Raw genomic sequence first — 22,869 nt, 5'->3', positions numbered from 1 at the left:
TGCCCTTCTCCTTCGCGATCCCATTCGCGGGTTTACAGACGTTTTTATGAGTTATTGGTGAATCCGACGGTAGCGGGTGAAAAGAAACCCGGCTTCCTCCAGAACGGAAGCGAGAGTGAAGCGTTCCGGTTCCGCCAGTACGGGGCCGTTCATGATCCGCTTCGCGTCCCCCGCGGTGACCAGGGGGGCCACCGCCAGACACAGCTCGTCCAGCACCCCGGCCGCCGCGAACTCCGCCAGCAGCGTGGGGCCGCCCTCGGCGAGCAGCCGGGTGTGGCCGAGCCCCGCGAGCGCGGTCACGAGCGCCGCCGCGTCCACCCGCCCGGATGGCCCGGCCCCGGCGAAGACCACCTCGGCCCCCGCCGCACGGGCCGCTTCGACCCGCTCCTCCGCGGCCGCCGCGCCCGTGAGCACGATCGTCGGGACCAGCGGCTCGGTGAACAGCGGCCGCGCGAAGTCCAGCTCCAGGCTCGCGCTCACGACGGCGATCGCGGGCGCGGGCGGCTGGCCGAGCGCCGCCCGCCGCTCGGCGAACGCCTCCCGGGCGCGCGCCGGGCGGTAGCCCTCGCGGCGCACGGTCTCCGCGCCCACGACGACGGCGTCGGCGAGCCCGCGCAGCACCCCGAAGATCCGCATATCGGCGTCGGAGGACAGCGGCTTCGACCGGCCGTCGTGATGAGCCGCCCCGTCGAGCGAGGACACCATGTTGGCCCGCAGCCAGGCGCCGGAGGGGCCGTGCGGCGGCTCCGGGTACGCATAGGCGTCGGCCAGTTCACCAAGGGTCCATTCGCGGTCCTCGGCGGGCGTTCCGGCAGGTGTTTCGGCAGGCGCGGGGACAGGCACGGGGAACAGGCGTCGCATAGGCCGCAGTGTGACATGCCTCCCTCTCGGACAGTGGCCGGGTGAAGAGCGACTACCCTGGACATCCGTGTCTGCACCAACCACCGCATCCGGCTCGGCAGGCCGCATAGCCGCCGAAGCCACTGAAGCCCCCGCAGCCCTCACCACCCGTGCGCCGCAGGTTCCGGCGGAGCGTCTGGTCGCCGAGATGGTGCCGCCGCCCCGCTTCGCCACCGTGAGCTTCGACAACTACATCACCGACCCCGGCCAGCCCAGCCAGGCCGAGGCGGTCGAGGCGCTGAGAGCCTTCGCCGCACGGCTCGGCGGCGGCGCGGACGCGAAGGGCGGGCGCCGCAGGCACTGGTTCCGCCGGAAGGCCAAGCCCGCCGCGATCTGCGGCCCGCGCGGCATGTACCTCGACGGCGGCTACGGCGTCGGCAAGACCCATCTGCTGGCCTCCCTGTGGCACGCCACCCCGGCCGCCCCCGAGCTGAAGGCGTTCGGCACCTTCGTGGAGCTGACGAACCTGGTCGGCGCGCTCGGCTTCCAGCAGACCGTGAAGACCCTGAGCGGGCACCGGCTGCTGTGCATCGACGAGTTCGAGCTGGACGACCCGGGCGACACCGTCCTGGTCTCCACGCTGCTGGGCAAGCTGGTCGAGGCGGGCGTGGCGCTCGCCGCGACGTCCAACACGCTGCCCGGCAAGCTGGGCGAGGGCCGGTTCGCCGCGGCCGACTTCCTGCGCGAGATACAGGGGCTGTCCGCCCGCTTCCGTACGCTGCGCATCGACGGCGAGGACTACCGCCACCGCGGCCTCCCTGCGGCCCCGCCCCCGCACTCCGACGAGACGGTCACCCGGGCCGCGCACCGCGTCCCCGGCGCCTCCCTGGACGACTTCCCCGCCCTGCTGGACCACCTGTCCCAGGTGCATCCGAGCCGCTACGGCGCGATGTGCGACGGCGTCCAGGCCGTCTGCCTGACCGGGGTCGCCCCGGTCCCCGACCAGTCCACCGCGCTGCGTCTGGTGGTGCTGGCCGACCGGCTCTACGACCGCGAGGTGCCGGTGCTGGCCTCCGGGGTGCCGTTCGACCAGCTCTTCAGCGAGGAGATGCTGAGCGGCGGCTACCGGAAGAAGTACTTCCGGGCGATATCCCGGCTCACCGCCCTGGCCCGGGACGCGAAGACACTGGCCGACGCGCCGTACAAGCGCTGATCGGACAGTTCCCGCGCATCGCTGATCGAATGGCGCGCATCGCTGATCGAATGGTTCCCGCGCGCCCGCGCGCGTGATACACACATCCGGTCATCTTCTCTGTCCGCCAGCAGGGAGTTACCGCATGTCAGCGACACGACGTCAGCTTCTCGGCCGCACCGGCGCGCTGGGGGCCACCATGGCCTCGATCGCCTTCACCGGCAGCGTCTCCGAGCTCTTCGCCGGAACGGCCGCGGCCGCCGAACCGGATTCCCCACCACTCGGCCGGGGTGGCTACGGCCCCCTGGTCCCCGACCCCGATGGACTGCTCGACCTCCCGGAGGGATTCCGCTACCGGGTGCTCTCGCGCGAGGGCGATGAACTCCGGTCCGGCGAGGGCAAGGTCCCCAGCCACTGCGACGGCATGGCCGCCTTCCCGGGCCGCGCCGGCGGCCACCGCGGCCGTACGCATCTGGTCCGCAACCATGAGAACCGTAAGGACGCCGCGATCCGCGTCCCCGCCGTGAACGGCCTCACCTACGACCCGATGGGCCTGGGCGGCTGCACCGCCCTGGAGCTCGGCCCCGGCAACCACGTACTGTCCGAGCGAGTGGCCATCGCGGGCACCGCGGTCAACTGCGCGGGCGGCCCCACCCCCTGGCACACGTGGCTGACCTGTGAGGAAACCGAGGACCGGGCCGGTACGAACGGCTACACCAAGGACCACGGCTTCATCTTCGAGGTCGACCCCTACGATCCGCGCCGCACCGGCGCCGTACCGCTCACCGCCATGGGCCGCTTCCAGCACGAGGCCATCGCGGTCGATCCGCGCAGCGGCGTCGTCTACGAGACCGAGGACGCCTTCGAGAAGCCCTTCGGGCTCTTCTACCGCTTCCGGCCGAGGAAGCCGCTCGGCGGCATCGGCTCACTGCGCGCGGGCGGGGAGCTGCAGGCGCTGCGGGTGCCGGGGGTGCCCGATCTGTCCACCGTCCAGGAGCCGGGCACCACTTTCGACCGCGTCGAGTGGGTGGACGTCCCCGACCCGCTCGCCCGCCAAACCCCCATCCGCTTCCAGGACTTCGGCCCCGGAGGCATCACCCACGCCCAGAAGCTGGAGGGGTGCTACTGGGGCGGTACGTCGGTCTACTTCGTCTCCAGCTTCGCCAAGAGCGCGGACGGCTCGGCGGCCGACCACTTCGGCCAGATCTGGCGCTACGACCCCGACCGCGGACGCCTCACGCTGGTGATCGTCTTCGGCCCCGGGACGGATGTCCAGCTCCCCGGCGAGTCCCCCGACAACATCACGCTCGCACCCAGCGGCGGCCTGATGGTCTGCGAGGACGGCAACGGCGCGCAGCATGTCTTCGGGGTGACCCGGCGCGGCGAGGTCTACGCGATGGCGCGAGGGCGGCAGAACATTGGCTCACCGGAGGAGCCGGAGTGGGGCGAGTTCGCGGGCGTCACCTTCGCGCCGGACCGCCGCACGATGTACGTGAACTGCTACACCCCGGGCACGACGTTCGCCGTGACGGGGCCCTGGCGTCGCTGAGCGCTCCGCGGGAAGTGGCGCGATGCGTCGTCGGCCGACTGCGGCGCCGTCGTGGCTGGTCCCACGCGGCGGAGCCGCACATCGACACAGCCCCGCGCCCCTTCGGGGCGCAACCGAACCGCACCGGACTTCGGCGAGGCCGCTTAGCGCCTGTCCGGCGGAGCTTCCTGTCGCTGCGTGGCGGCCTCTGGTGCGGGGGCCGCCGCCTCGCGGTGGTGGCCGGGACGCGGACGCCGGGCGCCGCGGCAGGCTTCGCGGGCCCGCGAAGCTCCGCCGGGACAGGGCCGAGCGGCCCGTATGCGATCCCGCCGGGGCAGCCGGTGGGTGGTCGCTAGCCGGAGCAGGCGGTGCGCTGGGCCTCCTGCCATTCGCAGACGGGGCACAGCGTCGCTCCGGGGCGCGTGGCGGGGTACTCGGTGGGCTCGCCGCACTGCACGCAGTCGGCGTACGGCGGGCCCTCGGGGAGGTCCGTACGGTCGTCCATGCCCCGAACCCTACGACCGGCGGGAGCTCAGCGCGCAGGCCAGCGCGGTCGCCCCGGCGGCGGCCGCGCCGGTCAGGGCCAGGGGCAGCAGGGGCATCGGCACGGTGCCGCTGTGCGAGCCGTCGACCAGCCCCGACACGGCGGCGTTCGCGGGCGAGGCACCGGCCACCGACACCAGCAGCGCGGCGAGCAGCGTGGCCGGGATCGCCCAGCCGGGGCGGCGCAGCAGCGGCCGGTTGCACAGCGCGCCGACGGCCGTGCCGAGCAGCGCGCACGCGATCGCGGTGAGCAGCCCGGAGACGGTCGCCTCGGGCACGGGGATCTCGTGCAGGTGGTCCGCGGTGTACGGATCGCTGACCGCCGCGACGAACAGCGTCCCGGCGGTGCCGAGCACCAGCGCCGCGCCCAGCGCGGTCAGCACCGAGGCGAGGTGCACCCGGCCGGGCCCCACCGCCGCCGAGGCGCAGTCGCGGGCCGCGGCGGGCTCCTGGGTGACGCACGCCCGCACCAGCCAGGCGGCGACGGGCAGCAGCGCGGCGGCGGCGTAGCCGAGCGAGTCGAGGATCGGCTGCCCGGTCTGCACCCCGATCCCCAGGAACGCGCCGTAGAGCAGCAACGGTGGCAGCCAGCGGTGCGAGCGGGCCAGCAGGGCCGCCTGATAGCGCAGCAGCGCGGTCATGCCTTCTCCTTCGCCCCTCGGGCGGGATGCCGGGTGTCGTTGTCGTCGATGGTCGTCACCGCGCGGATGTGCCAGGGCGGGTCGGCGGTCAGGAGGGTGCGGAGCAGGGCATCGGAGTCGGCGGCGCCGACCTCGACCGCCAGCCGTACGCCCCGCCCCGCCGGACCGTCGGCCCCGCTCCGGAGCGCGGACGCGGGCGCGGGTGCCGGCGCGAGCGCGGGCACGGGCGCGTACTCGCGTACCACGGCGCCCGACAGCTCATCGGGCAACCCGGCCCCCGGCCGCCCCTCGGCCTCCACCCGCACCCGTGGCCCGACGCCGGGTCCGTCCCGCACCACCGGCGGCCGAACCGTGCCGTCCACCGGCTCCAGCCGGGTCTCGGTGACGCGCAGGACGCGGTCCGGAGCCCCGGCCAGGCGGCGTGGGTCGTGGTCGACGAAGACGACCGCGCCACCGTCGGCGACGCGCTCGGCGACCGCCGTGTCCAGCACCCCGCGTGCGGCCTGGTCGAGGCCGGTCCACGCCTCGTCCAGGACCAGCAGGCCGGGTGCGGCCAGCAGCGCCTGTGCCACGGCGATCTTCTGGCTGGTGCCCTTGGACAGCTCGGCGAGCGGGGTACCGGCGTAGCCGTCCGCGCCGAACCGCTCCAGCCACTCCCCCGCCCCGCGTGCCGCCGCGGCGCGGGACAGCCCGTGGATCCGACCCAGGTGGGTGAGGTAGCCGAGGGCGGAGAAGGGCAGCTCGGCCGGGAATCGCTCCGGGACGTAGGCGGTGGCCGGACGGCCGGTGATACGGCCCGCGCTGGGGGCGTCGATCCCGGCGAGCAGCCTCAGCAGCGTGGACTTGCCGCTGCCGTTGTGCCCCTGGACACGGGTCAGCGAGCCTGGCGGCACCTCAAGATCGACACCCCGCAGCACCCAGGGTCCGCCCAGGCCGTAGCGGCGGCCGACTCCTCGCAGTCTCATGCCGGTTGAGCATAGGCGCGCCTCTCGGCGAGGGGAGGCCCTCGGCGAGGGAGGCCCTCGGTAAGGGGAAGCCCCCAGCGAGGGGAAGCCCCCGGCGCGCGGAGGCCCTGGCGGCGGTCCTGGCACACTTGGCGCGTGACCAGCACCGACGCCGACACCGAGACCGGCACCCAGACCGGCACCCAGACGACCGCTCACCAGAGCACCGGATCCGGCGCCCGCAGCAGCCCCTTCCGGCATGCCGAGACCGACCGGGACGCCGCGCCGCAGTTCGTGCTGCCCCTGGTGGTCCGGATCGAGAAGGCCGCGCCCCCGGCGCGTACGGACGCCCTGGAGACGGCGGCGCGCGCGGTGCTGGTGCTGCTGTCGGACGAGCGGGCGACGGCCGCCGACGGCGAGTGGGCGCAGGCCGTACGGGACTGGCAGGACGCCCGGATCCGCAAGGTCGTACGGCGGGCGCGCGGCGCGGAGTGGCGGCGCGCGGCCGGGCTGCCGGGCATCACGGTCACGGGCCGGGCGCCCGCCGCGCCCCCGGCCGAGGACGTAAGCGGGCACAAAGACGCGCACGAGGACGGGGACAGGGACGAGGCTTCGTCGGCGGCCGCCGAGGTGCGGGTGTTCCCGCCGGTGCCGCTGGACGGCTGGCCCAAGGAGCTGGCCAAGCTCCAGGTCTCCGGCACCGACCTGGACGACCCCGAGCCGCCGCCCGCCCCCGACCCCACCGGTCCGGTGCTGTGGCTGAGCCCCCAGGTGGAGATGTCGGCGGGCAAGGCGATGGCCCAGGCCGGGCACGGCGCCCAGCTGGCCTGGTGGGAGCTGGACGACGCGGCGCGGGCGGCCTGGCGCGAGGCCGGGTTCCCGCTGGCGGTGCGTACGGCGTCGGCCGACCGGTGGGACGAGCTCACCGCGAGCGGCCTGCCGGTGGTGCGCGACGCGGGGTTCACCGAGATCGCGCCGGGGTCCTGCACGGTGGTGGCGGACCACCCGGCACTGCGGCGGCAGTAAGGCGTCGTCCGCGGTGCCGGGAGTCCTTGGGAGTCCGGGGACAGACAGTCCCCGGACTCCCTCCGTGCCCGGGGGCGCTATCCCCTGCGGCGGCGGATCGCGCGGGTGACGACCGGCGGGAGCACATCGGCGGCGAACCGCCGGACCGCGGTGGGGCGGCGCGCCGCGGGCGCGGACGCCGGTGCGGTGGACGCGGAGCGCGGCTCGGGAGCCGGGTCGCGCGGCTCATTGACGAAGCGGGAGGTGGGCGGGGTCGGGTTCGCGGGCTTCCCCGAGAACCGCAGCACCCTGCGGCCCGCGATCTCCTGCACACTGGTGTGCATCCCCTTGCGCCACTCCTCGTCCGCGAGCATCTCGTTCTGGATCGGCTCCGGGTCGCCCCAGGTGCCGTAGAGCTTCTGTGTGGACAGGCAGATGGGCCGCAGGCCGCGCGTGAACACCGCCTCCCAGGTCGCGGCGGCCACGCCCGGGGTGTGCTCGGAGCGGAAGTCGTCGAGGATAACGAGGCCGTCGGGCACCAGCGTGTTGTGCGCGGTGTCGATGTCGCCCGCCACGTGCTCGTACAGATGCGAGGCGTCCACGTGGATGAAGCGGCAGGTGTTCGCGCCGACGTGGTCGGGCACGACGGAGGTGGGGCCCTGGATGACGTTCGGCAGCTCGTCCCAGAAGGCCAGGTAGTTCTGCTCGAAGGCGGTGCGGGTCAGGGTGGAGTACGACTTGCGTGCCTCCGCCGCGTTCTTCTCGTCCGGCGCCTCGGCGTCGAAGAGGTCACAGATCGTGAAACGCTCGTTCGCCCGCATGTAGGCGGCGGTGAAGATGGCGCTCTTGCCCATGTAGGCACCCATCTCCATCAGGTCCCCGCGCTGTCCGAGGCGCTCCTGGCGGCTCAGAAAGTGGTCGAACAGCACTTGGTCAAGGCTGGGGAACCATCCCTTGACGTCGTTGAGGCAGCGGGGACGCTGGGCCGCGGGGGCGGTGGTGACCGTCATGTGGCTCTCTGTTCGTCGATGGCGGCGGTCTTGAGAGACGTGTCCGGTTGAACTATCCGTTTGAACGTGTCTGAACGTGTCCGTGAGCCCCAGGAGGACAGACCTCGGGGACGGGGCCCCAGGGACGCGAGTGGCCGCCACGGTCGCAGTGAAAGGCAACGCAGGGCCGTCCCCCTTGTGACCATTCTGTGACCACGCCTCCTCCGGAAGGTCTTACGGAGCGGTGACGGAACGGCGCGGGGGCGGGCCCGGACGCCCGCTCGGGCCTAGCGTCGCCCCCATGCGCGTACTGGTCACCGGAGGTGCGGGCTTCATCGGCTCGCACATCGTCACCGCCCTCGTCGAGCACGGCCATGAGGCCGTCGTCCTCGACGCCCTGCTTCCCGCCGCTCACCCGACCGCCACCCATCCGGCTCCGCCATCCGTGGACGGGGAGTGGATCCACGCCGATGTACGGGACCGGGAGGCGGTCCTCGCGGCGCTGCGCGGCGTGGACGCCGTATGCCACCAGGCGGCAATGGTCGGCCTCGGCAAGGACTTCGCGGACGCCCCGGCCTATGTGGGCTGCAATGACCTGGGCACGGCGGTGCTGCTGGCGGCGATGGCCGAGCGCGGGGTGCGCGAACTGGTCCTCGCCGGGTCGATGGTCGTCTACGGCGAGGGGCGCTACGACTGCCCCCGCCACGGCCGGGTCCGTCCCGGCCCGCGCGCCGAGGCGGACCTCGCGGCGGGCCGCTTCGACCCCCTCTGCCCCGAATGCGGCACCCCGCTGCGGCCCGGCCTGGTGGGGGAGGACGCACCAGTCGATCCCCGCAATGTGTACGCGACGACGAAGCTGGCCCAGGAACACCTGGCGGCGGCCTGGGCCCGGTCGGTGGGCGGCCGCGCGGTGTCGCTGCGCTACCACAATGTGTACGGGCCTGGAATGCCGCGCGACACCCCCTATGCGGGCGTCGCCTCCTTCTTCCGCTCGGCCCTGGCGCGCGGCGAGGCGCCCACGGTCTTCGAGGACGGGAACCAGCGCCGGGACTTCATCCATGTACGTGACGTGGCCGCCGCCAATGTCGCCGCCCTGGAGGCGGCGCCGGACGCGGCGGCCCCGGCCGCGCTGACCGCGTACAACACCGGCAGCGACGATCCTCACACGGTGGGTGAGATGGCCACGGCCCTGGCCACGGCGTTCGGCGGCCCCGCACCCGTGGTGACGGGCGACTACCGATTGGGCGACGTCCGGCACATCACCGCGTCGTCCCGCCGGATCCGCGACCAGCTGGGCTGGCGCCCGGCGGTCTCGTTCCACGAGGGCATGACCGAATTCGCCCACGCCCCGCAACGGGCGGGGGTGTGAGGCGGGGGTGTGAGGCGGGCATGAGCGGGGGTGTGAGGCGGATGTGAGGGGAGCGGGGTCGCTCAGGACGTGACGGCGGCGGCGCTCAGGACGTGACGGCGGCGGGGAGGCGGACCTCGAAGCGGCAGCCGCCGTCGACGTTGCGGACCGCCGCCTGGCCGTCGTGGGCCTCGACGATGCCACGGACGATGGCGAGGCCCAGACCGGCGCCCGCCGGGGGTGTGCGGGCGTCGCTGCCGCGCCAGCCGGTGTCGAAGACGCGCGGAAGGTCCTCCTCCGGAATTCCGCCGCAGCCGTCGGTGACCGACAGCACGACCGTGTCCGCCTCGCGCTCGGCGGACACCGCGACCGTGCCGTCCGCCGGGGTGCGGCGGACCGCGTTGACGAGGAGGTTCCCGAGCACACGGGTCATCTCCTTGCCGTCGACCTCCACCGGGACGGGGTCCACGCGGTCGCCGATCAGCTGGACACCCAGCTCGCGGGCGAGCGGATCGACCCCGGCGAGGGCGTCGCCGACCAGGTCGTAGACGGAAATCCGGGTGGGCGCGAGGGAGAGCGCCCCGGCGTGGATGCGGGAGAGCTCGAAGAGGTCGCCGACCATCGTGTTCAGCCGCTCCACCTCGGTGCGTATGCGGCGGAGGTAGCGGTCCGGGTCCGGGGCCACCCCGTCCTCCAGCGCCTCGGACATCGCGCGCAGCCCCGCCAGCGGGGTGCGCAGATCGTGGGAGATCCAGGCGACCAGCTCCCGGCGGGAGGACTCCAGGGCCCGCTCACGCTCGCGGGAGGCGGCCAACTTGGCACTGGTGGCGGCCAGTTCACGGCCGAGCGCGGCGAGTTCGGCGGTGGCCTGGCCGTCGGGGGCGGCGAAGCTCCCGCCGTCCCCGAAGGAGCGGGCGGCGAGGGCCAGCGCGTTGCTGCGCGCGACCACCCAGCGGCCCAGCAGCAGCGCGGTGGCCAGGGACACCACGGCGGCCATGGCACAGACGGTCGTGACCACCGTCAGGTCGTGCGGGGACAGGAACATCGCCCAGGCGACGGCCAGCGTCCCGGTGAGCATCGCCGTGACCGCGACGGCGGCGACGACGGCGAGGGACACCGCGACCGAACGGCCGCGCACCAGCCGCAGCGCCAGCGCGCCCAGCAGACCGGCCGCCGCCGCGCCGAGGAAGGCGAACGCGGCCATGAGGAGCACATTACCCATCGGAGCCCGGCCCCCTTCCCTCGTCCCGCCCCTGGTCCGCGCGCCCCTCGTACCGTTGCCCTTCGCACCTTTGCCCCTCGTCCCCACGTCCCTCGTCCCGCCGTCTCTCGCCGTGGGGCTCGTCGTCGGCCTCGCCGCCGGCCTCGGGCGGGGCGTCGAAGCGGTAGCCGATGCCCCATACAGTCTGGATGAGCCGGGGCGCGGCGGGATCGTCCTCGACCTTTCCGCGCAGCCGCCGCACATGGACGGTGACGGTGGACAGATCGCCGAAGTCCCAGCCCCACACCTCGCGCATCAGCTCCTCGCGGGTGAAGGCCACCCCGGGGTGGCGCAGCAGAAAGGCCAGCAGGTCGAATTCGCGCACGGTCAGGGCGAGCTCCCGGCCGTCCCGGGCGGCGCGCCGGGCCAGCGGGTCGAGGGTGATCCCGGCGCGATGCGTCACCTCGCCCGGGTCGGGGCCCTGGCCGGGGCCGGGGCCGGACGAGCCGGGGACCCGCGGACCGGTCCGGCCGCGCCGCAGCACCGACTCCACGCGCAGCACCAGCTCCCGCGGGCTGAACGGCTTGGTGACGTAGTCGTCCGCGCCGATCTCCAGGCCGAGGATCCGGTCCTCCTCGTCGCCGCGTGCGGTGAGCATGATGACCGGCACCGGGCCCTTGTCCCGGAGCGCGCGGCACACCTCCAGCCCGTCCATGCCGGGCAGCATCAGGTCGAGGACGACCAGGTCCGGCCGGCGGGCGGCGGCACGGGCGAGCGCCCCGGGGCCGTCGGCGGCCCGGTCCACGGCGAAGCCGGCCCGGCCGAGGTACCCGGCGACGACCTCGGCCACGGTCGGGTCGTCGTCGACGACGAGCACGCGGGTGGGAGAGGGGTTCTGCTGCATGCCCCACAGCGTGACACCGGGTGCGCCGCCAGGGGGCGCCGGGGAGCCCGCCGCCCGGCCGACGTCCGTGTTTCGTAAGAACCTGAAGCCCGAAATGTCGCTTTCTCCTTCGTAGTGTGGTGCGGGTGACGAACTCGACCACCCCCTGTGCGGACATCGTCCTGCCATGTCTGGACGAGGCCGCCGCCCTGCCCTGGGTGCTGGCCCGCATCCCCGACGGCTGGCGCGCCATCGTCGTCGACAACGGCTCCACGGACGGCTCGGCCACGATCGCCCGCGCCCACGGCGCCACCGTCGTCCACGAACCCCGCCGTGGCTTCGGCGCCGCCTGCCACACCGGGCTCCTCGCCGCCGAGGCCGACATCGTCTGCTTCTGCGACTGCGACGCCTCGCTCGACCCCGGGCTGCTGACCGCCTTCGTGCGGACCGTGGCGGCGGGCGACGCCGACCTCGTGCTGGGCCGGCGACGCCCCCAGGAGCGGGGAGCCTGGCCGGTGCACGCCCGGCTCGGCAACCTCGCGCTGACCCGGATGCTGCGGCGGCGCACCGGCCTCACGCTGGGCGATCTGGGCCCGCTGCGGGCCGCCCGGCGCGAACCGCTGCTCGCCCTCGGCCTCACCGACCGCCGCAGCGGCTACCCGCTGCAGATGGTCGTGCGGGCCGCCGACGCCGGATGGCGGATCGAGGAACGCGACGTGCCGTACCGGCCGCGCACCGGGAAGTCGAAGGTCACCGGCACCTGGCGGGGCACCTGGCACACGGTGCGCGATATGCGCGCCGTGCTGCGCCAACCGCCGGAGGTCCGCGACCTCGCCACCCCCACGAGGGCCGCGCGGTGAGCGCCGCGCCACACGAGGAGGCCCACGGGGCGGACGCCCACGCGGCGGAGGCCCATGCGGCGGAGACCCCCTCGGCCGAGGCCCACGCGGCGGAGACCCCCTCGGCCGAGGCCCACGCGGCGGAGACCCCCTCGGCCGAGGCCCACGCGGCGGAGACCCCCTCGGCCGAGGCCCACGCGGCGGAGACCCCCTCGGCTCCGGACCGCCTCGACTCCGGACCAGGTAGCGCCGACGGGCGGCCGGTCGCCGATGCGGACGTCCGCACGGACACCTGCTCCCGGGCGGCCCACGCGGGCGGGACGACGCTGCTCATCATCGCCAAGGAGCCGGTGCCCGGGCGGGTGAAGACCAGGCTCACTCCCCCGTACACCCCCGCCGAGGCCGCCTTGCTCGCCGAGGCGTCCCTCGCCGACACGCTGCACGCCGCGCTCGCCATGCCCGCCCGGCGCCGGGTGCTGGTGCTCGACGGACACCCCGGCCCGTGGTTGCCGCCGGGATTCGAGGTGGTGGGGCAGTGCGACGGCGGTCTGGACGAACGGCTCGCCGCGGCCTTCGCCGCCTGCCGGGGCGCCACCCTGCTGATCGGCATGGACACCCCGCAGGTCACCCCCGCTCTCCTCGCCCCCGCGCTGACACCGGGGAGCCGGCACGACTGCGACGCCTGGTTCGGCCCGGCCGCCGACGGTGGCTTCTGGGCCTTGGGCCTGGCCGAACCGGACCCCGAACTGCTGCGGGGCGTGCCGATGTCCACCGCCACCACCGGTGCCGCCCAGCGGCGTCGGCTGACGGACGCGGGGCTGCGGGTGCGCGACCTTCCGATACTGCGCGACGTGGACACGGCCGAGGACGCCGTACGGGTGGCGGCCGACGCCCCGGGCGGGCGGTTCGCCCGGACCCTCGCCCGTCTCTCGTCCCGGACCACCGCCCGATGAGCACGGCCGAGACGGTGCGCGACGGATCGGTGCACGAGGGATCGGTGCACGAGGGATCGGTGCACGAGGGGGCCGTACACGACGGAGCGGTACGTGAGGGATCCGTACATGACGTGTCTGTGCGCGACGGAGCGGTGGGTGAGCGGACGCCCGCTCGCCGCGCGGCCGCCCACTGGCACGCCGACCCCTATGTCCGAGCACTCCACGCGGGCCGAGGGCCGCTGTTCCTGCGCCGGGCCGACGGCTGGATGCTGCCCTTGGACGTCGAACGCTGGTGTGCGGACGCCGACGCGGCCGACCGGACCGTGCTGCGGCGCTGTCAGGGCCCGATACTCGACATCGGCTGCGGACCCGGTCGGCTGGTGGCCGCGCTGGCCCTGCACGGCCGCCCCTGCCTGGGCATCGACGTCAGCCAGACGGCAGTCGCCCGTACGGTCCGCGCGGGCGGTCCCGCGCTGTGCCGCTCGGTCTTCGAACCGCTGCCCGGCGAGGGGCGCTGGGGCACGACGCTGCTGATCGACGGCAACATCGGCATCGGCGGCGATCCGCGCGCCCTGCTGGCGCGCGTCGCCCAACTCATGGCCCCCGACGGACTGCTGATCGTGGAGGCCGCGGCGACCGATGTGGACGAGCGGGTGCGGGTGCGCGTGGACGACGGCCGGGGCGACGTGGGAACGGCCTTCCCCTGGGCCCGCGTCGGCGTCCGGGCGCTGCTGCGCCACGCACGCGCGGTGGGCTGGAGCCCGGTCGAGCAGTGGACCGCGCGCGACCGCGGGTTCGTATCGCTGCGCCGCACGCCGCCGCCCCGGACCGGCACGGAGCGCTGAGCCATGCCCACATCGCCGCGCGGCCTGCCGCGGCCCGGCCGATTCGCCCGGTGGACCGGCCGGGTGCCCGATCAGGCGCCCCGGCCGCACTCCGTCCCGGGCCCGCGGCCATCGGCTCGCGACCGCCCCGCGCCACCGCCCGACGGCGCGGACGAGCCCCGACCGCCTGAGCGCCCCGCACCACCGCCCGACAACACGGACAAGCCTCGTCCACGGGGCTGCCCCGCCCCACCTGCGCAGGTGCGGACCGACCCACTCGCGCGGGCACAGACCGACCCACCCACGCAGGCGCGAACCAACCCGCCTGCGCAGGCACAGACCGACCCGCCCGCGCAGGCACAGACCAACCCACCCACGCAAGCGCCAACCGACCCACCCACGCAGGCACAGACCGACCCGCCCGCGCGGGGGCGTGCCGCCCGCCGCTGGGTCACCCCGCTCGCTCTGGCCACGCTGCTCGGCTCGCTGGTCGCCGTCCTCGCCCTCACCTTCCGCGGGGACGACTTCCACACCGCGCCCGGCGTACTGTCCCGCTGGTACGCCATCGCCTGGGCGCTGTTCGCCGCAGCCGCGTGGACGGTCCGCCGCCTGGGCGCCCGCCAGGCCGCGGTGTTCGTGCTCGCGGGCAGCGCGGCGGTCGCCGCCACGGGGCTGCTCGCCCCGCCGCGCACCAGCACCGACGCCTACCGCTACGCCTGGGACGGACGCGTGCAGGCCGCGGGCATATCCCCCTATGACCACGCGCCCGAGGATCCCGCGCTCGCTTCGCTGCGCGACCGCTGGCTCTTCCCGCGGGGCTCCTCCTGCCATGGCCCCGACCGCGCCCCCGTCCGCGCCGCGCCCGAACGTCCCACGCCCAAACATCCCGCGCCCGAACGTCCCACGCCCGGCGCCGTCCCGCGCGCCGATCCGGAACCCGATCACCCGCCAAGCGCCTCCGCCGAGCCGCAGTGCACGCGCCTGAACCGCCCCTCGGTCCATACGATTTATCCTCCCGCCGCAGAGGGCTATTTCTTGCTTGTACACCGCTCGGCGCCGTCAGGTTCCACCCTCCTCCCCCTGCAGACCGGCGGCGCGCTGCTGTCCGTCGCCACCACCGCCGTGCTGCTCGCCGCCGCGCGGCGCCGCCGCGACCCCCGCCTCGCGACCGCCCGCGCCGCGCTCTGGGCCTGGTGCCCGGCCGTACCGGTGGAGGCGGTGAACAACGCGCATATCGACGCGCTCGGCGTGCTGTTGACCGTCGCGGGCCTCGTCGCCGTTCCCCGCCGCCGCGCCCTGGGCGGTGCGCTGCTCGGCGCGGCGACCGCGGCCAAGCTGCTGCCCGCCGTGACCCTGCCGGGCGCGCTCTCCGGCGTCCTCGCCACGGGTACCGGCGTCCTCGCCACGAGCACCGGGAGCCCCGCCTCGCCGGCCGGGCGGACCCGCCGCGCCGCGGCCGTCGTGCTGCCCGCCACCGCCGTCGTCGCGCTCGGCTACCTCCCGTACGTCCTGCTCTCGCACTCCTCCGTCCTCGGCTATCTCACCGGCTATGTGGCCGAGGAGGGCTACGAGACGGGCGCCACCGCCGCCGACGACAAGAACCGCTACGCGCTGCTGCGCCTGCTCCACCCCGATCCGGAGACCTGGGCCCTCCCCGTGATCGCCGCCGTCCTGGTCATGGTCGTGGCCCGGGTGCTGCTGCGCGGCGATCCCCAACGGCCCTGGCGCGGCGCGCTGGTGGTGACCGGGACCGCGTTCCTGCTGATGACGCCCGGCTACCCCTGGTACGCGCTGCTGGTGGTGGCGCTGGTGGCCCTCGACGGGCGCTGGGAGTGGCTCGGCCTGCCGCTCGCCGGAGTCGCCCAGTATGTGACGGCCCGTGCGGTGGACGACGGCGCGTGGGTCGGGACGCTGGGGTACGCGGTCGCCGCCGCGGCGGTCATGGCCGGCTGGGCCCTGCGGGCCCGGCAGGCCCGGTGGGCCCGGCGGGCGGCTTCCGCTCCCCGGTCGAAGCGTCCGAAGCGTCCGAAGCGGGCGAAGCGGGCGAAGAGGCCTCCGCGGCCCCGCCCCGAGCCCCCGGGCGCCGCCGCCACCCCCGGATCGCCACCCGGATCACCAGCCACAGGGCCGAGGCGCCGAAGAGTACGGCGGTGATCAGCAGCCAGCGCGGCCAGAAGACATCGGCGCTCAGCCCGGTCGCGTTCTCGTACCGGCGCTCCTGCCGGCCGAGGATCAGCGGGAACCACACCAGCAGCAGCACACCGGAGACGAAGGCGGGCACCCGCACATGGTTGATCCACCGGGCCGGGGCCGGGAGCACGGCCGCCACGGCACGGTCGGCGAGCGCGTACAGCGGCAGCAGCACCAGATCGTGGAGGACGGCGGCGCCGACGAACCACAGCGCGATCCCGAACCAGTCGCCGCTCAGCAGCCTGAGCCCGGCGTAACCGGTCAGCGCGAAGGAGCACAACAGCAGCACCAGCCGCAGCGGTGACTCCCCGTCCAGCCGCCGCAGCCCGACACGGCTCCGCCTGAGAAACCTCATACCGTCCCCCCGAAGTCCGAGAAGCCTCGCGCCGTCCCCCCGAAGTCCGAGAAACCTCATGCCGTCCCCCCGAACGTCAGCCGCCCGACCCACTTGGTGTTGTGCACACCCGGAGCCCCGGGCACGATCACCCGCGCCGGATAGCCGTGGTCCGGCGACAGATCCGCGCCGTTGACCTTCAGTGCCAGCAGCGAGCGCGGATCGCGGACCTGGTGCTCGCTCAGCACGACGCTGCGGAAGGAGCCGTGCCGCTGCACGGACTCCACCAGCACCCTCGGCGGCCGGTCGGCATGCCCCACCAGCGCGGCGAGGTCGGCCAGCCGCACCCCCTCCCACCGCTGGTCGGTCGTGGACCACCCCTCCACACAGGCGATGGGCAGCGCCGCGCCGTGGCTCTCCAGCCGCAGCAGCCGCTCCCGGGTGAGGACGGTCTCGCGGCCCGCCGCGCCCCGCACCACAAGCCGCCAGTCGGGCCCGATGTCGCGGGCGCGGATGCCGACGGCCACGGTGGTCTTGTTGATCTGGAAGCCGTTCGGCCCCCGGCCCGGCTCGCGCCCGTGCGGGGCGAGCAGCGCGCTCGTACGCAGCGGCCCGCCGATGCTCTGACCGGCCGTCACCACCAGCAGCGCGAAGGAGCCGGTGCCGACCATGGCGAGCGCGCCCCGCCGCGACGTGGTCGGCGCGGCGGGCCGGGGGCTGACCAGGCCGGTCTCGTCCGGCGGCTCCGGCCGGGTGTCGGAGGTGCGGGTGCGCAGTTCGGCCCGCAGCTCGCGGCTCCGCAGCGTCCGCACCATGAGCGGGAGCCGCAGCGCCACATGGACCACGAGAGCGGCCATGAAGATCCACGCCCCGTAGAAGTGCAGCGGGTAGAAGGAGCCGGGGAAGATGTAGTCCAGCTGGACGTTGAGCACGCCGGTCGCGAATTCGAACAGTCCCCCGCCGACCAGCAGGAGCAGCGAGAGCCGCTCCAGCGCGTGCCCCAGGGACCGCACCGGCGGCCAGGCGAACAGCTTGGGGATGACCGACCACAGCTTGGCCAGCAGCACGGGGACGAGCACGATCCCGAGCGTGACGTGCACCCCCTGGGTGACGCGGTAGAGCCAGGAGGGGTCGGTCGGCCAGGAGAAGAGGTAGAAGCCGAGCAGCCCCTTGTCCGGTGTCTTGTCGTTGACCGGGGACAGATCGGGGTTGTAGGCGGCGTACGACAGCAGTCCGGTCACGAAGAGTACGGGGATGCCGAAGAGCAGGATCAGGCCGAAGACGGACGTCAGCCAGGGGCCGCGGAGCGGGCTGCGCCACAGGGCGCGGCGGTCACGGTCGGTACGGGGAGGGTGGCTCATGGCATGACCGTAGGACCGCCGCACCGCCTCCGGCGGCCTTGAGCCCATGACAAAACGGTGACGTCACGGGCCCTGGCCGGGAAGATCTGACGGTCCGGTGACAGCGCGCGGCGCGGCGGTCCGGCGGCGGGCTCGGCGACGTAGCGTGACGTCGTGAAGCTCCCTCTCCGCAACGGCGCCGACATCCAGCCCACCCAGGACGACACACGGACCGGCCGTCGTCGGGACGTGCTCGCCGCCGCTGCCGCCGCCCTGGTCTTCGCCGTCGCCGCCGTCGTCGGCACCCTGATCCAGCGGACGGATCACTCCTTGTACGTCGACTGGGCGCCGCTGTACGCCGACTGGCTGCCTCATGTGGGCCCCGGCACGCCCCTCGCCCTGGCCGTCGCCGCGGCGGTCGTCCTCCATGGCCACCGGCTGGCGGCGCGGCTGCCGTGGCGGGGGCTGCTGGGGGCCGTCTGGGCGGCGGCCATGGCCTGGATCTGGTCGCTGGCGCTGGTCGACGGATGGCGGCGCGGGGTGGCGGAGCGGCTGACCGCGCGTCACGAGTATCTGCGCGGCATCGACCGGTTCCAGGACATCGGCGCGGCCCTGCGCGGCTTCACCGGCCATATCCTGCTCACTCAGCCCGACCACTGGCCCGCCCATATCGCGGGCCATCCGCCGGGTGCCGTGCTCACCTTCGTGGGCCTGGACCGGCTGGGCCTGGGCGGCGGCGGTTGGGCGGGGGCCTTCTGCGTCACCGTGGGCGGCTCGGCGGCGGTCGCGATCCTGGTCACGCTGCGCGCCCTGGGGCAGGAGCGGGCGGCGCGTACGGCCGCCCCGTTCCTGGTCCTGGCGCCCGGGGCGGTATGGGTGGGTGCCTCGGCCGACGGCTACTTCGCGGCCGTCGCGGCCTGGGGGCTCGCACTGCTGGCGCTCGCGGCGACGCGTACGGTCCGGGCGCCCGGGGCGGTCGCGCTGGCCTCCGGGCTGCTGCTGGGGCTGACGGCGTATCTCTCCTACGGGCTGACGCTGCTGGCGCTGCCCGCCGCCGCCGTACTGCTGCTCGCCCGCACCGCGCGGCCGCTGCCCTTCGTGCTGACCGGGGTGGCGGTGGTGGCCGGGGCGTTCACGCTGGCCGGGTTCCGGTGGTGGGAGGGGTACTCCCTGCTGGTCGAGCGCTACTACCAGGGCGTGGCTTCCGACCGCCCGTACGCGTACTGGGTCTGGGCCAACCTGGCCGTCGCGTCGGTGGCCGCCGGTCCCGCCTGTGTCGCGGGCGCGCGGCGGATGCTGTCGGCGGTGCCCGACGCCGTCCGGCGGCTGCGCCCGAGCGGGCCGGGCGGTCCTGGCAGGCCGGGCAGGCCGGGCGGTCCTGGCGGTCCTGGCGCTCTTGGTGGTCCTGGCGCCCCGGACGGGCTCGTCGTGCTGACCTTCGCCGCGCTGCTGGCGCTCGCCGTGGCCGATCTGTCCGGGATGAGCAAGGCCGAGACGGAGCGGATCTGGCTTCCGTTCCTCGTCTGGCTGCTGCCGACCACCGCGCTCCTGCCCGCCCGTGATCACCGCCGATGGCTCTTGGTCCAGGCCTGCCTCTCACTGCTCGTCAATCACCTGCTTTTGACCGGTTGGTGAGGATGACCGATGTGAAGGGCACGTGATACTTCTGTGATACTGAGGGGGACGTACATCTGTACTGTTGCCAGGGGGCGGGACCCGTGAAGGCGCTGGAGATCGTGAAAGCGTTGAAGGCTTTAAGTGCGAGGAACGCCTATGGCGTGGCCGCGCCCTTAGGCGCGCTGACGGCCGTGGCCGTCGTGGTGGCGCTGCTGATAGCCCTGACCTCGCCGGGGGACGCGGGGGGCGCGCAGGACGGGGACCTCCCCGCCGCCGCGGCGTCCCCCAAGTCGGACCGGGTCCCCAGGGAGCCCAAGAAGGAAGACAAGTACGCACATTGGGACGGCAAGGACAAGGTGCTCGGGGACGGCTCGACGTCCTACACCGGACCGCAGCCGCATCAGCTCAAGCCCGAGAAGCTCAAACCGGGTGAGAAGCCGCCGCAGTTCGTGGTCTTCTCCTGGGACGGCGCGCTGGAGAACGACGACCATCTCTTCTCCCGCTTCCGCGAGGTGGCCAAGGAGACCAACGCCACCATGACGTTCTTCCTGAGCGGCATGTATCTGCTGCCCAAGTCGAAGAGCGACCTCTATCGGCCGCCGCAGCACAAGCCGGGCTCGGCCGCCATATCCTTCCCCACCGACGAGCACATCAGGGAGACCCTGGAGCAGTTACGCGGGGCCTGGCTGGACGGCAATGAGATCGGCTCCCACTTCAACGGCCATTTCTGCGGCGCCAAGGGCGGGGAGGACTGGTCCACCGCGGACTGGAAGAGCGAAACGGAGCAGGCGTATTCGTTCGTGAAGCAGTGGAAGACGAACACCGGCTTCACCGACATCAAACCGCTGCCGTTCGACTATGACGTGGAGCTGGTGGGCGGGCGCGCGCCGTGCCTGGAGGGCCAGAAGACGCTGATACCGGCGATCAAATCCCTCGGCTGGCGCTATGACGCGAGTTCCCCGGGCGACTTCCAGCTCTGGCCGTCCAAGATCGATGGAATCTGGAACTTCCCGCTGCAGCTGGTGCCGTACCCGGAGAGCGAGAAGCAGGTCCTCTCGATGGACTTCAACTTCCTCTTCAACCAGTCCGGTGACAGCACCGAGGGCGATCCGGGGAAATACGCGGAGTGGGAGCGGCTGACCCGCGAAGGATATCTGAACGGGTTTGAGCGGGCCTACAACGGCAGCCGGGCACCGCTGTTCATCGGCAATCACTTCGAGACCTGGAACGGCGGCATCTATATGCAGGCCATCGAGGACGTGATGCGGAGCGTCTGCCGCCGCGACGGAGTGCGGTGCGTGTCGTTCAAGCAGCTCGCCGACTGGCTGGACGCCCAGGACCCGAAGGTCCTGGCGAAGCTGCGGATGCTGGACCCGGCGGAATCGCCGGACTGGTCCACGTACACCAAGAGCAAGTAAGCGGTCCCGTTGCGGGGCCCATTCCGCCAATGCGGCACATGCCGATGCGGCTTATGCCGAGGCGACTCGCGCCGGGGCGGCTCATTCCGCCGCGCCGTCCGTCATATAGCTCTTCCAGATGTCCATGGGGTAGGTGTCGCCCGACGTATCGGCCCCTCCCCCGCCCATTCCCTTGAGCGGCATCAGCTCCTGCGACTTCGGATCCACCCGGGACAGCGAGACCGCCGTCGAGAGCTTCTTGGTGTACCCGACGAACCAGGCGGAGGTGCCGTCCTGCGCCGTGCCGCCCTTACCGGCCACCTCGCCACCGCCCACGGCGGCCCCGCGCGCCGAGCCGTCCGGGCTCTGGACCGCGCCGCGCAGCGCGTCGTCCACCTGCGCCGCGACCGCCGCGCTGAAGGCCCGCTTGGCGCGGTCCTTGCGCAGCTCGACCTTCTGCCCGCCGTGGGTGAGCCCGCCCACCGAGTACGGCGCGTAGTGCGTGCCGTCGGCCGCGAACGTCCCGTAGGCGCTGGCCATACGGATCGAACTGGGCGTCGCGGTGCCGAGCGAGAACGCGGGCACCCGCGCGCCGAAGCTGCTGGGCAGCAGCCCCGCGTCGATGGACGCCCGACGGACCCGGTCCAGGCCGACGTCCATGCCCAGCTGGATCATCGGGGTGTTGATGGACCGCACGATCGCCTGGCGCAGCGGGACCTGCCCATAGGAGGCGTCACCGTCATTGGTGGCCCGCACGATCTTGCCGCCGCGGTCCCAGTACGGGCCCTCGGGCGTATGCACCGCGATCTTGTTGTCACCGTCGTAGAGCGTCGAGGGCGTCACGGGCGTCCGCGCCCCGTTGCGCTCCAGCAGGACGCCGTCGCGCAGCGCCGCGGCGTAGACGAAGGGCGTGAAGGAGGTGCCGGCCGGGACGGTGGAGGCGTTCGCGTCGTTGAATCCCTGCTCCAGATAACCGGGGCCGCCGTACAGCGCGCGTATGGCGCCTCCCGGGGCCACGGACGCGGCGCCTATGCGCACATGGCGGTCCTCGGGGCGCTCCTCGGGGTCGAGGTTGTCCCGGGTCTCCTTCACCGCCTTGGCGAGCGCCTGGACCTTCGGCTTCTCGAAGGTGGTGTGGATCTGATAGCCGCCCAGGTCGAAATCGGCGTCGGATATGTCGGTGTGGGAGCTGACATACGCCTTGGCCGTCTCCACCAGATAGCCGACCTGACCGGTGAGCCCCACCGGCCTGGGCTGCGCCTTGGGCTCGGGGAACTTCGTATAGCGCGCCCGCTCGGACTTGGACAGCTTTCCGATGTCCACCATCCGGTCCAGCACCCACTTCCAGCGGTCGACGGCCCGCTTGTGGTTCTTGGCACTGACCGTCGGATCGAAGGTCCCGGCGCCCTTGAGCAGCGAGGCGAGCAACGCGCCCTCGCTCGCGTTGAGTTCCGAGACGTCCTTGCCGTAGTACGCGTACGCCGCCCGCTGAATGCCGTAACTGCCGCGTCCGAACCAGCTGGTGTTCAGATAGCGCTGGAGGATCTCCCGCTTGCTCATCCGGTCGTCCAGCTTGATGGCCATGAACATCTCGGTGAGCTTGCGGGAGAAGGTCTGGCGCTGATTCAGATAGGCGTTCTTCACATACTGCTGGGTGATGGTCGAGCCGCCCTGCGTCTCACCACCCGTCACCATCCGCGTCACGGCGCGCATCAGCCCGCTCGGGGACACCCCGCTGTCGGTGTAGAAACTGGCGTTCTCGGCGGCGAGCACCGCCCACTGGACCTCTTCCGGCACCTTGCCCAGCGGCACTTCCTGCCGGTTGACCGGGCCGGTGCGGGCCATCTCGGTGCCGTCGGCCCAGTAGTAGACGTTGTCCTGCTGGGTGGCGAAGTCGTTGAGGTTCTTCGGGATGTCGGTCTGCAGATACAGAAGGCTCAGCAGACCGGTCAGACTGCCGAGGCAGAACAGGAAGAACAGGGCGATCTGACGCCACGACGGCAGCCATCGCGTCGCACCGCGCCGCCCGGCCCGGGGGTAGTCCAGCCGGATCCGCGCGGCCGCCCAGCGGCGCAGCCGCATCCCCCGGGTCCTCGAGGGCGGCTTACGGCGGTGCTTGCGGTGCTTCCCCATGGCGTTGTCGCTGCTGCCCAGCACGTGTTTCCCCCACGCTCGCTCCGCGCGCGGGCGCGGCACAAAGGTGTGATCTTCCATCCCCCCAGACCAGACCGATCCTATTTTCCCTTCCGAACGTCTGTCGCCACAGGGCCCTAAATTTT

General features: G+C 73.4%; 19 protein-coding genes. 10 read left to right on the top strand and 9 right to left on the bottom strand.

Annotated features, from left to right (window positions below; translation table 11 throughout):
• Positions 1 to 51: 51 nt before the first annotated feature.
• Entirely contained in the window at positions 52 to 861 is an 810-nt protein-coding gene (locus tag JK364_RS22090) for a pyrimidine reductase family protein (protein WP_201852861.1), read from the bottom strand.
• 67 nt (positions 862 to 928) lie between these two features.
• On the opposite strand from JK364_RS22090, the gene zapE reads away from it, so the two are divergent.
• Positions 929 to 2,053 (top strand): cell division protein ZapE, encoded by a 1,125-nt coding sequence (zapE, locus tag JK364_RS22085; RefSeq protein WP_201852860.1) that lies wholly within the window; start codon positions 929 to 931, stop codon positions 2,051 to 2,053.
• 124 nt (positions 2,054 to 2,177) lie between these two features.
• Positions 2,178 to 3,581 (top strand): alkaline phosphatase PhoX, encoded by a 1,404-nt coding sequence (locus JK364_RS22080; protein WP_201852859.1) that lies wholly within the window; start codon positions 2,178 to 2,180, stop codon positions 3,579 to 3,581.
• 331 nt (positions 3,582 to 3,912) lie between these two features.
• Here the strand turns inward: JK364_RS22080 and JK364_RS22075 are convergent, their stop codons facing one another.
• The 3 genes from JK364_RS22075 to JK364_RS22065 are packed head-to-tail and all read right to left on the bottom strand — an operon-like array spanning position 3,913 to position 5,709.
• Positions 3,913 to 4,065, bottom strand: coding sequence for a hypothetical protein (locus JK364_RS22075; protein WP_166483361.1), 153 nt, complete (start codon positions 4,063 to 4,065; stop codon positions 3,913 to 3,915).
• A gap of 10 nt (positions 4,066 to 4,075) precedes the next feature.
• Positions 4,076 to 4,744, bottom strand: a complete 669-nt coding sequence (locus JK364_RS22070) for an ABC transporter (protein ID WP_201852858.1) — start codon at positions 4,742 to 4,744, stop codon at positions 4,076 to 4,078.
• Entirely contained in the window at positions 4,741 to 5,709 is a 969-nt protein-coding gene (locus tag JK364_RS22065; RefSeq protein WP_201852857.1) for an ABC transporter ATP-binding protein, read from the bottom strand. Before JK364_RS22065 ends, JK364_RS22070 begins: the two co-directional genes overlap by 4 nt.
• Positions 5,710 to 5,844: 135 nt before the next feature.
• On the opposite strand from JK364_RS22065, the gene JK364_RS22060 reads away from it, so the two are divergent.
• Positions 5,845 to 6,714, top strand: a complete 870-nt coding sequence (locus tag JK364_RS22060) for a peptidyl-tRNA hydrolase (RefSeq protein ID WP_201852856.1) — start codon at positions 5,845 to 5,847, stop codon at positions 6,712 to 6,714.
• Between the two features lie 77 nt (positions 6,715 to 6,791).
• On the opposite strand, the gene JK364_RS22055 is transcribed toward JK364_RS22060, so the two are convergent.
• Positions 6,792 to 7,703: a class I SAM-dependent methyltransferase gene (locus JK364_RS22055; protein ID WP_201852855.1), complete on the bottom strand. Its 912-nt coding sequence runs from the start codon at positions 7,701 to 7,703 to the stop codon at positions 6,792 to 6,794.
• Positions 7,704 to 7,983: 280 nt separating this feature from the next.
• Here JK364_RS22055 and JK364_RS22050 point away from each other — a divergent pair, with 280 nt between their 5' ends.
• Positions 7,984 to 9,051, top strand: coding sequence for an NAD-dependent epimerase/dehydratase family protein (locus tag JK364_RS22050; protein ID WP_201852854.1), 1,068 nt, complete (start codon positions 7,984 to 7,986; stop codon positions 9,049 to 9,051).
• An 85-nt stretch (positions 9,052 to 9,136) separates the two neighbouring features.
• Here the strand turns inward: JK364_RS22050 and JK364_RS22045 are convergent, their stop codons facing one another.
• Together JK364_RS22045 and JK364_RS22040 are read right to left on the bottom strand one after the other, a co-directional pair.
• Entirely contained in the window at positions 9,137 to 10,252 is a 1,116-nt protein-coding gene (locus JK364_RS22045) for a sensor histidine kinase (RefSeq protein ID WP_201852853.1), read from the bottom strand.
• Positions 10,245 to 11,135 (bottom strand): response regulator transcription factor, encoded by an 891-nt coding sequence (locus JK364_RS22040; RefSeq protein WP_230992297.1) that lies wholly within the window; start codon positions 11,133 to 11,135, stop codon positions 10,245 to 10,247. Before JK364_RS22040 ends, JK364_RS22045 begins: the two co-directional genes overlap by 8 nt.
• Before the next feature lie 116 nt (positions 11,136 to 11,251).
• Between JK364_RS22040 and JK364_RS22035 the strand changes: the two genes are divergently transcribed.
• The 4 genes from JK364_RS22035 (at position 11,252) to JK364_RS22020 (ending at position 15,866) form a co-directional block, all read left to right on the top strand.
• A complete protein-coding gene (locus JK364_RS22035; RefSeq protein ID WP_201852852.1) occupies positions 11,252 to 11,974 on the top strand; it encodes a glycosyltransferase family 2 protein in 723 nt (240 codons plus the stop codon).
• 305 nt (positions 11,975 to 12,279) lie between these two features.
• Positions 12,280 to 12,906 (top strand): TIGR04282 family arsenosugar biosynthesis glycosyltransferase, encoded by a 627-nt coding sequence (locus JK364_RS22030; RefSeq protein WP_201852930.1) that lies wholly within the window; start codon positions 12,280 to 12,282, stop codon positions 12,904 to 12,906.
• Positions 12,903 to 13,733, top strand: a complete 831-nt coding sequence (locus JK364_RS22025; RefSeq protein ID WP_201852851.1) for a methyltransferase domain-containing protein — start codon at positions 12,903 to 12,905, stop codon at positions 13,731 to 13,733. Before JK364_RS22030 ends, JK364_RS22025 begins: the two co-directional genes overlap by 4 nt.
• Before the next feature lie 444 nt (positions 13,734 to 14,177).
• Positions 14,178 to 15,866, top strand: a complete 1,689-nt coding sequence (locus tag JK364_RS22020; protein WP_443732263.1) for a glycosyltransferase 87 family protein — start codon at positions 14,178 to 14,180, stop codon at positions 15,864 to 15,866.
• A gap of 447 nt (positions 15,867 to 16,313) precedes the next feature.
• Here JK364_RS22020 and JK364_RS22010 read toward each other — a convergent pair whose 3' ends face one another.
• The gene (locus tag JK364_RS22010; protein WP_201852849.1) at positions 16,314 to 17,597 is read right to left on the bottom strand and encodes a molybdopterin-dependent oxidoreductase; all 1,284 of its coding nucleotides are present in this window, start codon (positions 17,595 to 17,597) and stop codon (positions 16,314 to 16,316) included.
• A 153-nt stretch (positions 17,598 to 17,750) separates the two neighbouring features.
• On the opposite strand from JK364_RS22010, the gene JK364_RS22005 reads away from it, so the two are divergent.
• Together JK364_RS22005 and JK364_RS22000 are read left to right on the top strand one after the other, a co-directional pair.
• Complete coding sequence (locus tag JK364_RS22005) at positions 17,751 to 19,211, top strand: hypothetical protein (protein WP_201852848.1); 1,461 nt, start codon at positions 17,751 to 17,753, stop codon at positions 19,209 to 19,211.
• Positions 19,212 to 19,354: 143 nt separating this feature from the next.
• On the top strand, positions 19,355 to 20,611 hold the full coding sequence (locus JK364_RS22000; protein ID WP_307841350.1) for a polysaccharide deacetylase family protein: 1,257 nt from the start codon (positions 19,355 to 19,357) through the stop codon (positions 20,609 to 20,611).
• A gap of 81 nt (positions 20,612 to 20,692) precedes the next feature.
• On the opposite strand, the gene JK364_RS21995 is transcribed toward JK364_RS22000, so the two are convergent.
• Positions 20,693 to 22,747, bottom strand: a complete 2,055-nt coding sequence (locus tag JK364_RS21995; RefSeq protein WP_307841349.1) for a transglycosylase domain-containing protein — start codon at positions 22,745 to 22,747, stop codon at positions 20,693 to 20,695.
• Positions 22,748 to 22,869 lie beyond the last annotated feature (122 nt).

The sequence above is a fragment of the Streptomyces endocoffeicus genome, assembly GCF_016741935.1.
Classification (GTDB): domain Bacteria; phylum Actinomycetota; class Actinomycetes; order Streptomycetales; family Streptomycetaceae; genus Streptomyces; species Streptomyces endocoffeicus.
The sequence above is the reverse complement of the archived record's forward strand: the minus strand, read 5'-3'. Positions and strand labels throughout refer to the sequence as shown.

Coding starts and splice junctions, on each gene's coding strand:
- JK364_RS22090 (WP_201852861.1), bottom strand. CDS start 861: ATGCGACGCCTGTTCCCCGTGCCTGTCCCCGCGCCTGCCGAAACACCT.
- JK364_RS22080 (WP_201852859.1), top strand. CDS start 2,178: ATGTCAGCGACACGACGTCAGCTTCTCGGCCGCACCGGCGCGCTGGGG.
- JK364_RS22075 (WP_166483361.1), bottom strand. CDS start 4,065: ATGGACGACCGTACGGACCTCCCCGAGGGCCCGCCGTACGCCGACTGC.
- JK364_RS22070 (WP_201852858.1), bottom strand. CDS start 4,744: ATGACCGCGCTGCTGCGCTATCAGGCGGCCCTGCTGGCCCGCTCGCAC.
- JK364_RS22065 (WP_201852857.1), bottom strand. CDS start 5,709: ATGAGACTGCGAGGAGTCGGCCGCCGCTACGGCCTGGGCGGACCCTGG.
- JK364_RS22055 (WP_201852855.1), bottom strand. CDS start 7,703: ATGACGGTCACCACCGCCCCCGCGGCCCAGCGTCCCCGCTGCCTCAAC.
- JK364_RS22050 (WP_201852854.1), top strand. CDS start 7,984: ATGCGCGTACTGGTCACCGGAGGTGCGGGCTTCATCGGCTCGCACATC.
- JK364_RS22045 (WP_201852853.1), bottom strand. CDS start 10,252: ATGGGTAATGTGCTCCTCATGGCCGCGTTCGCCTTCCTCGGCGCGGCG.
- JK364_RS22040 (WP_230992297.1), bottom strand. CDS start 11,135: ATGCAGCAGAACCCCTCTCCCACCCGCGTGCTCGTCGTCGACGACGAC.
- JK364_RS22025 (WP_201852851.1), top strand. CDS start 12,903: ATGAGCACGGCCGAGACGGTGCGCGACGGATCGGTGCACGAGGGATCG.
- JK364_RS22010 (WP_201852849.1), bottom strand. CDS start 17,597: ATGAGCCACCCTCCCCGTACCGACCGTGACCGCCGCGCCCTGTGGCGC.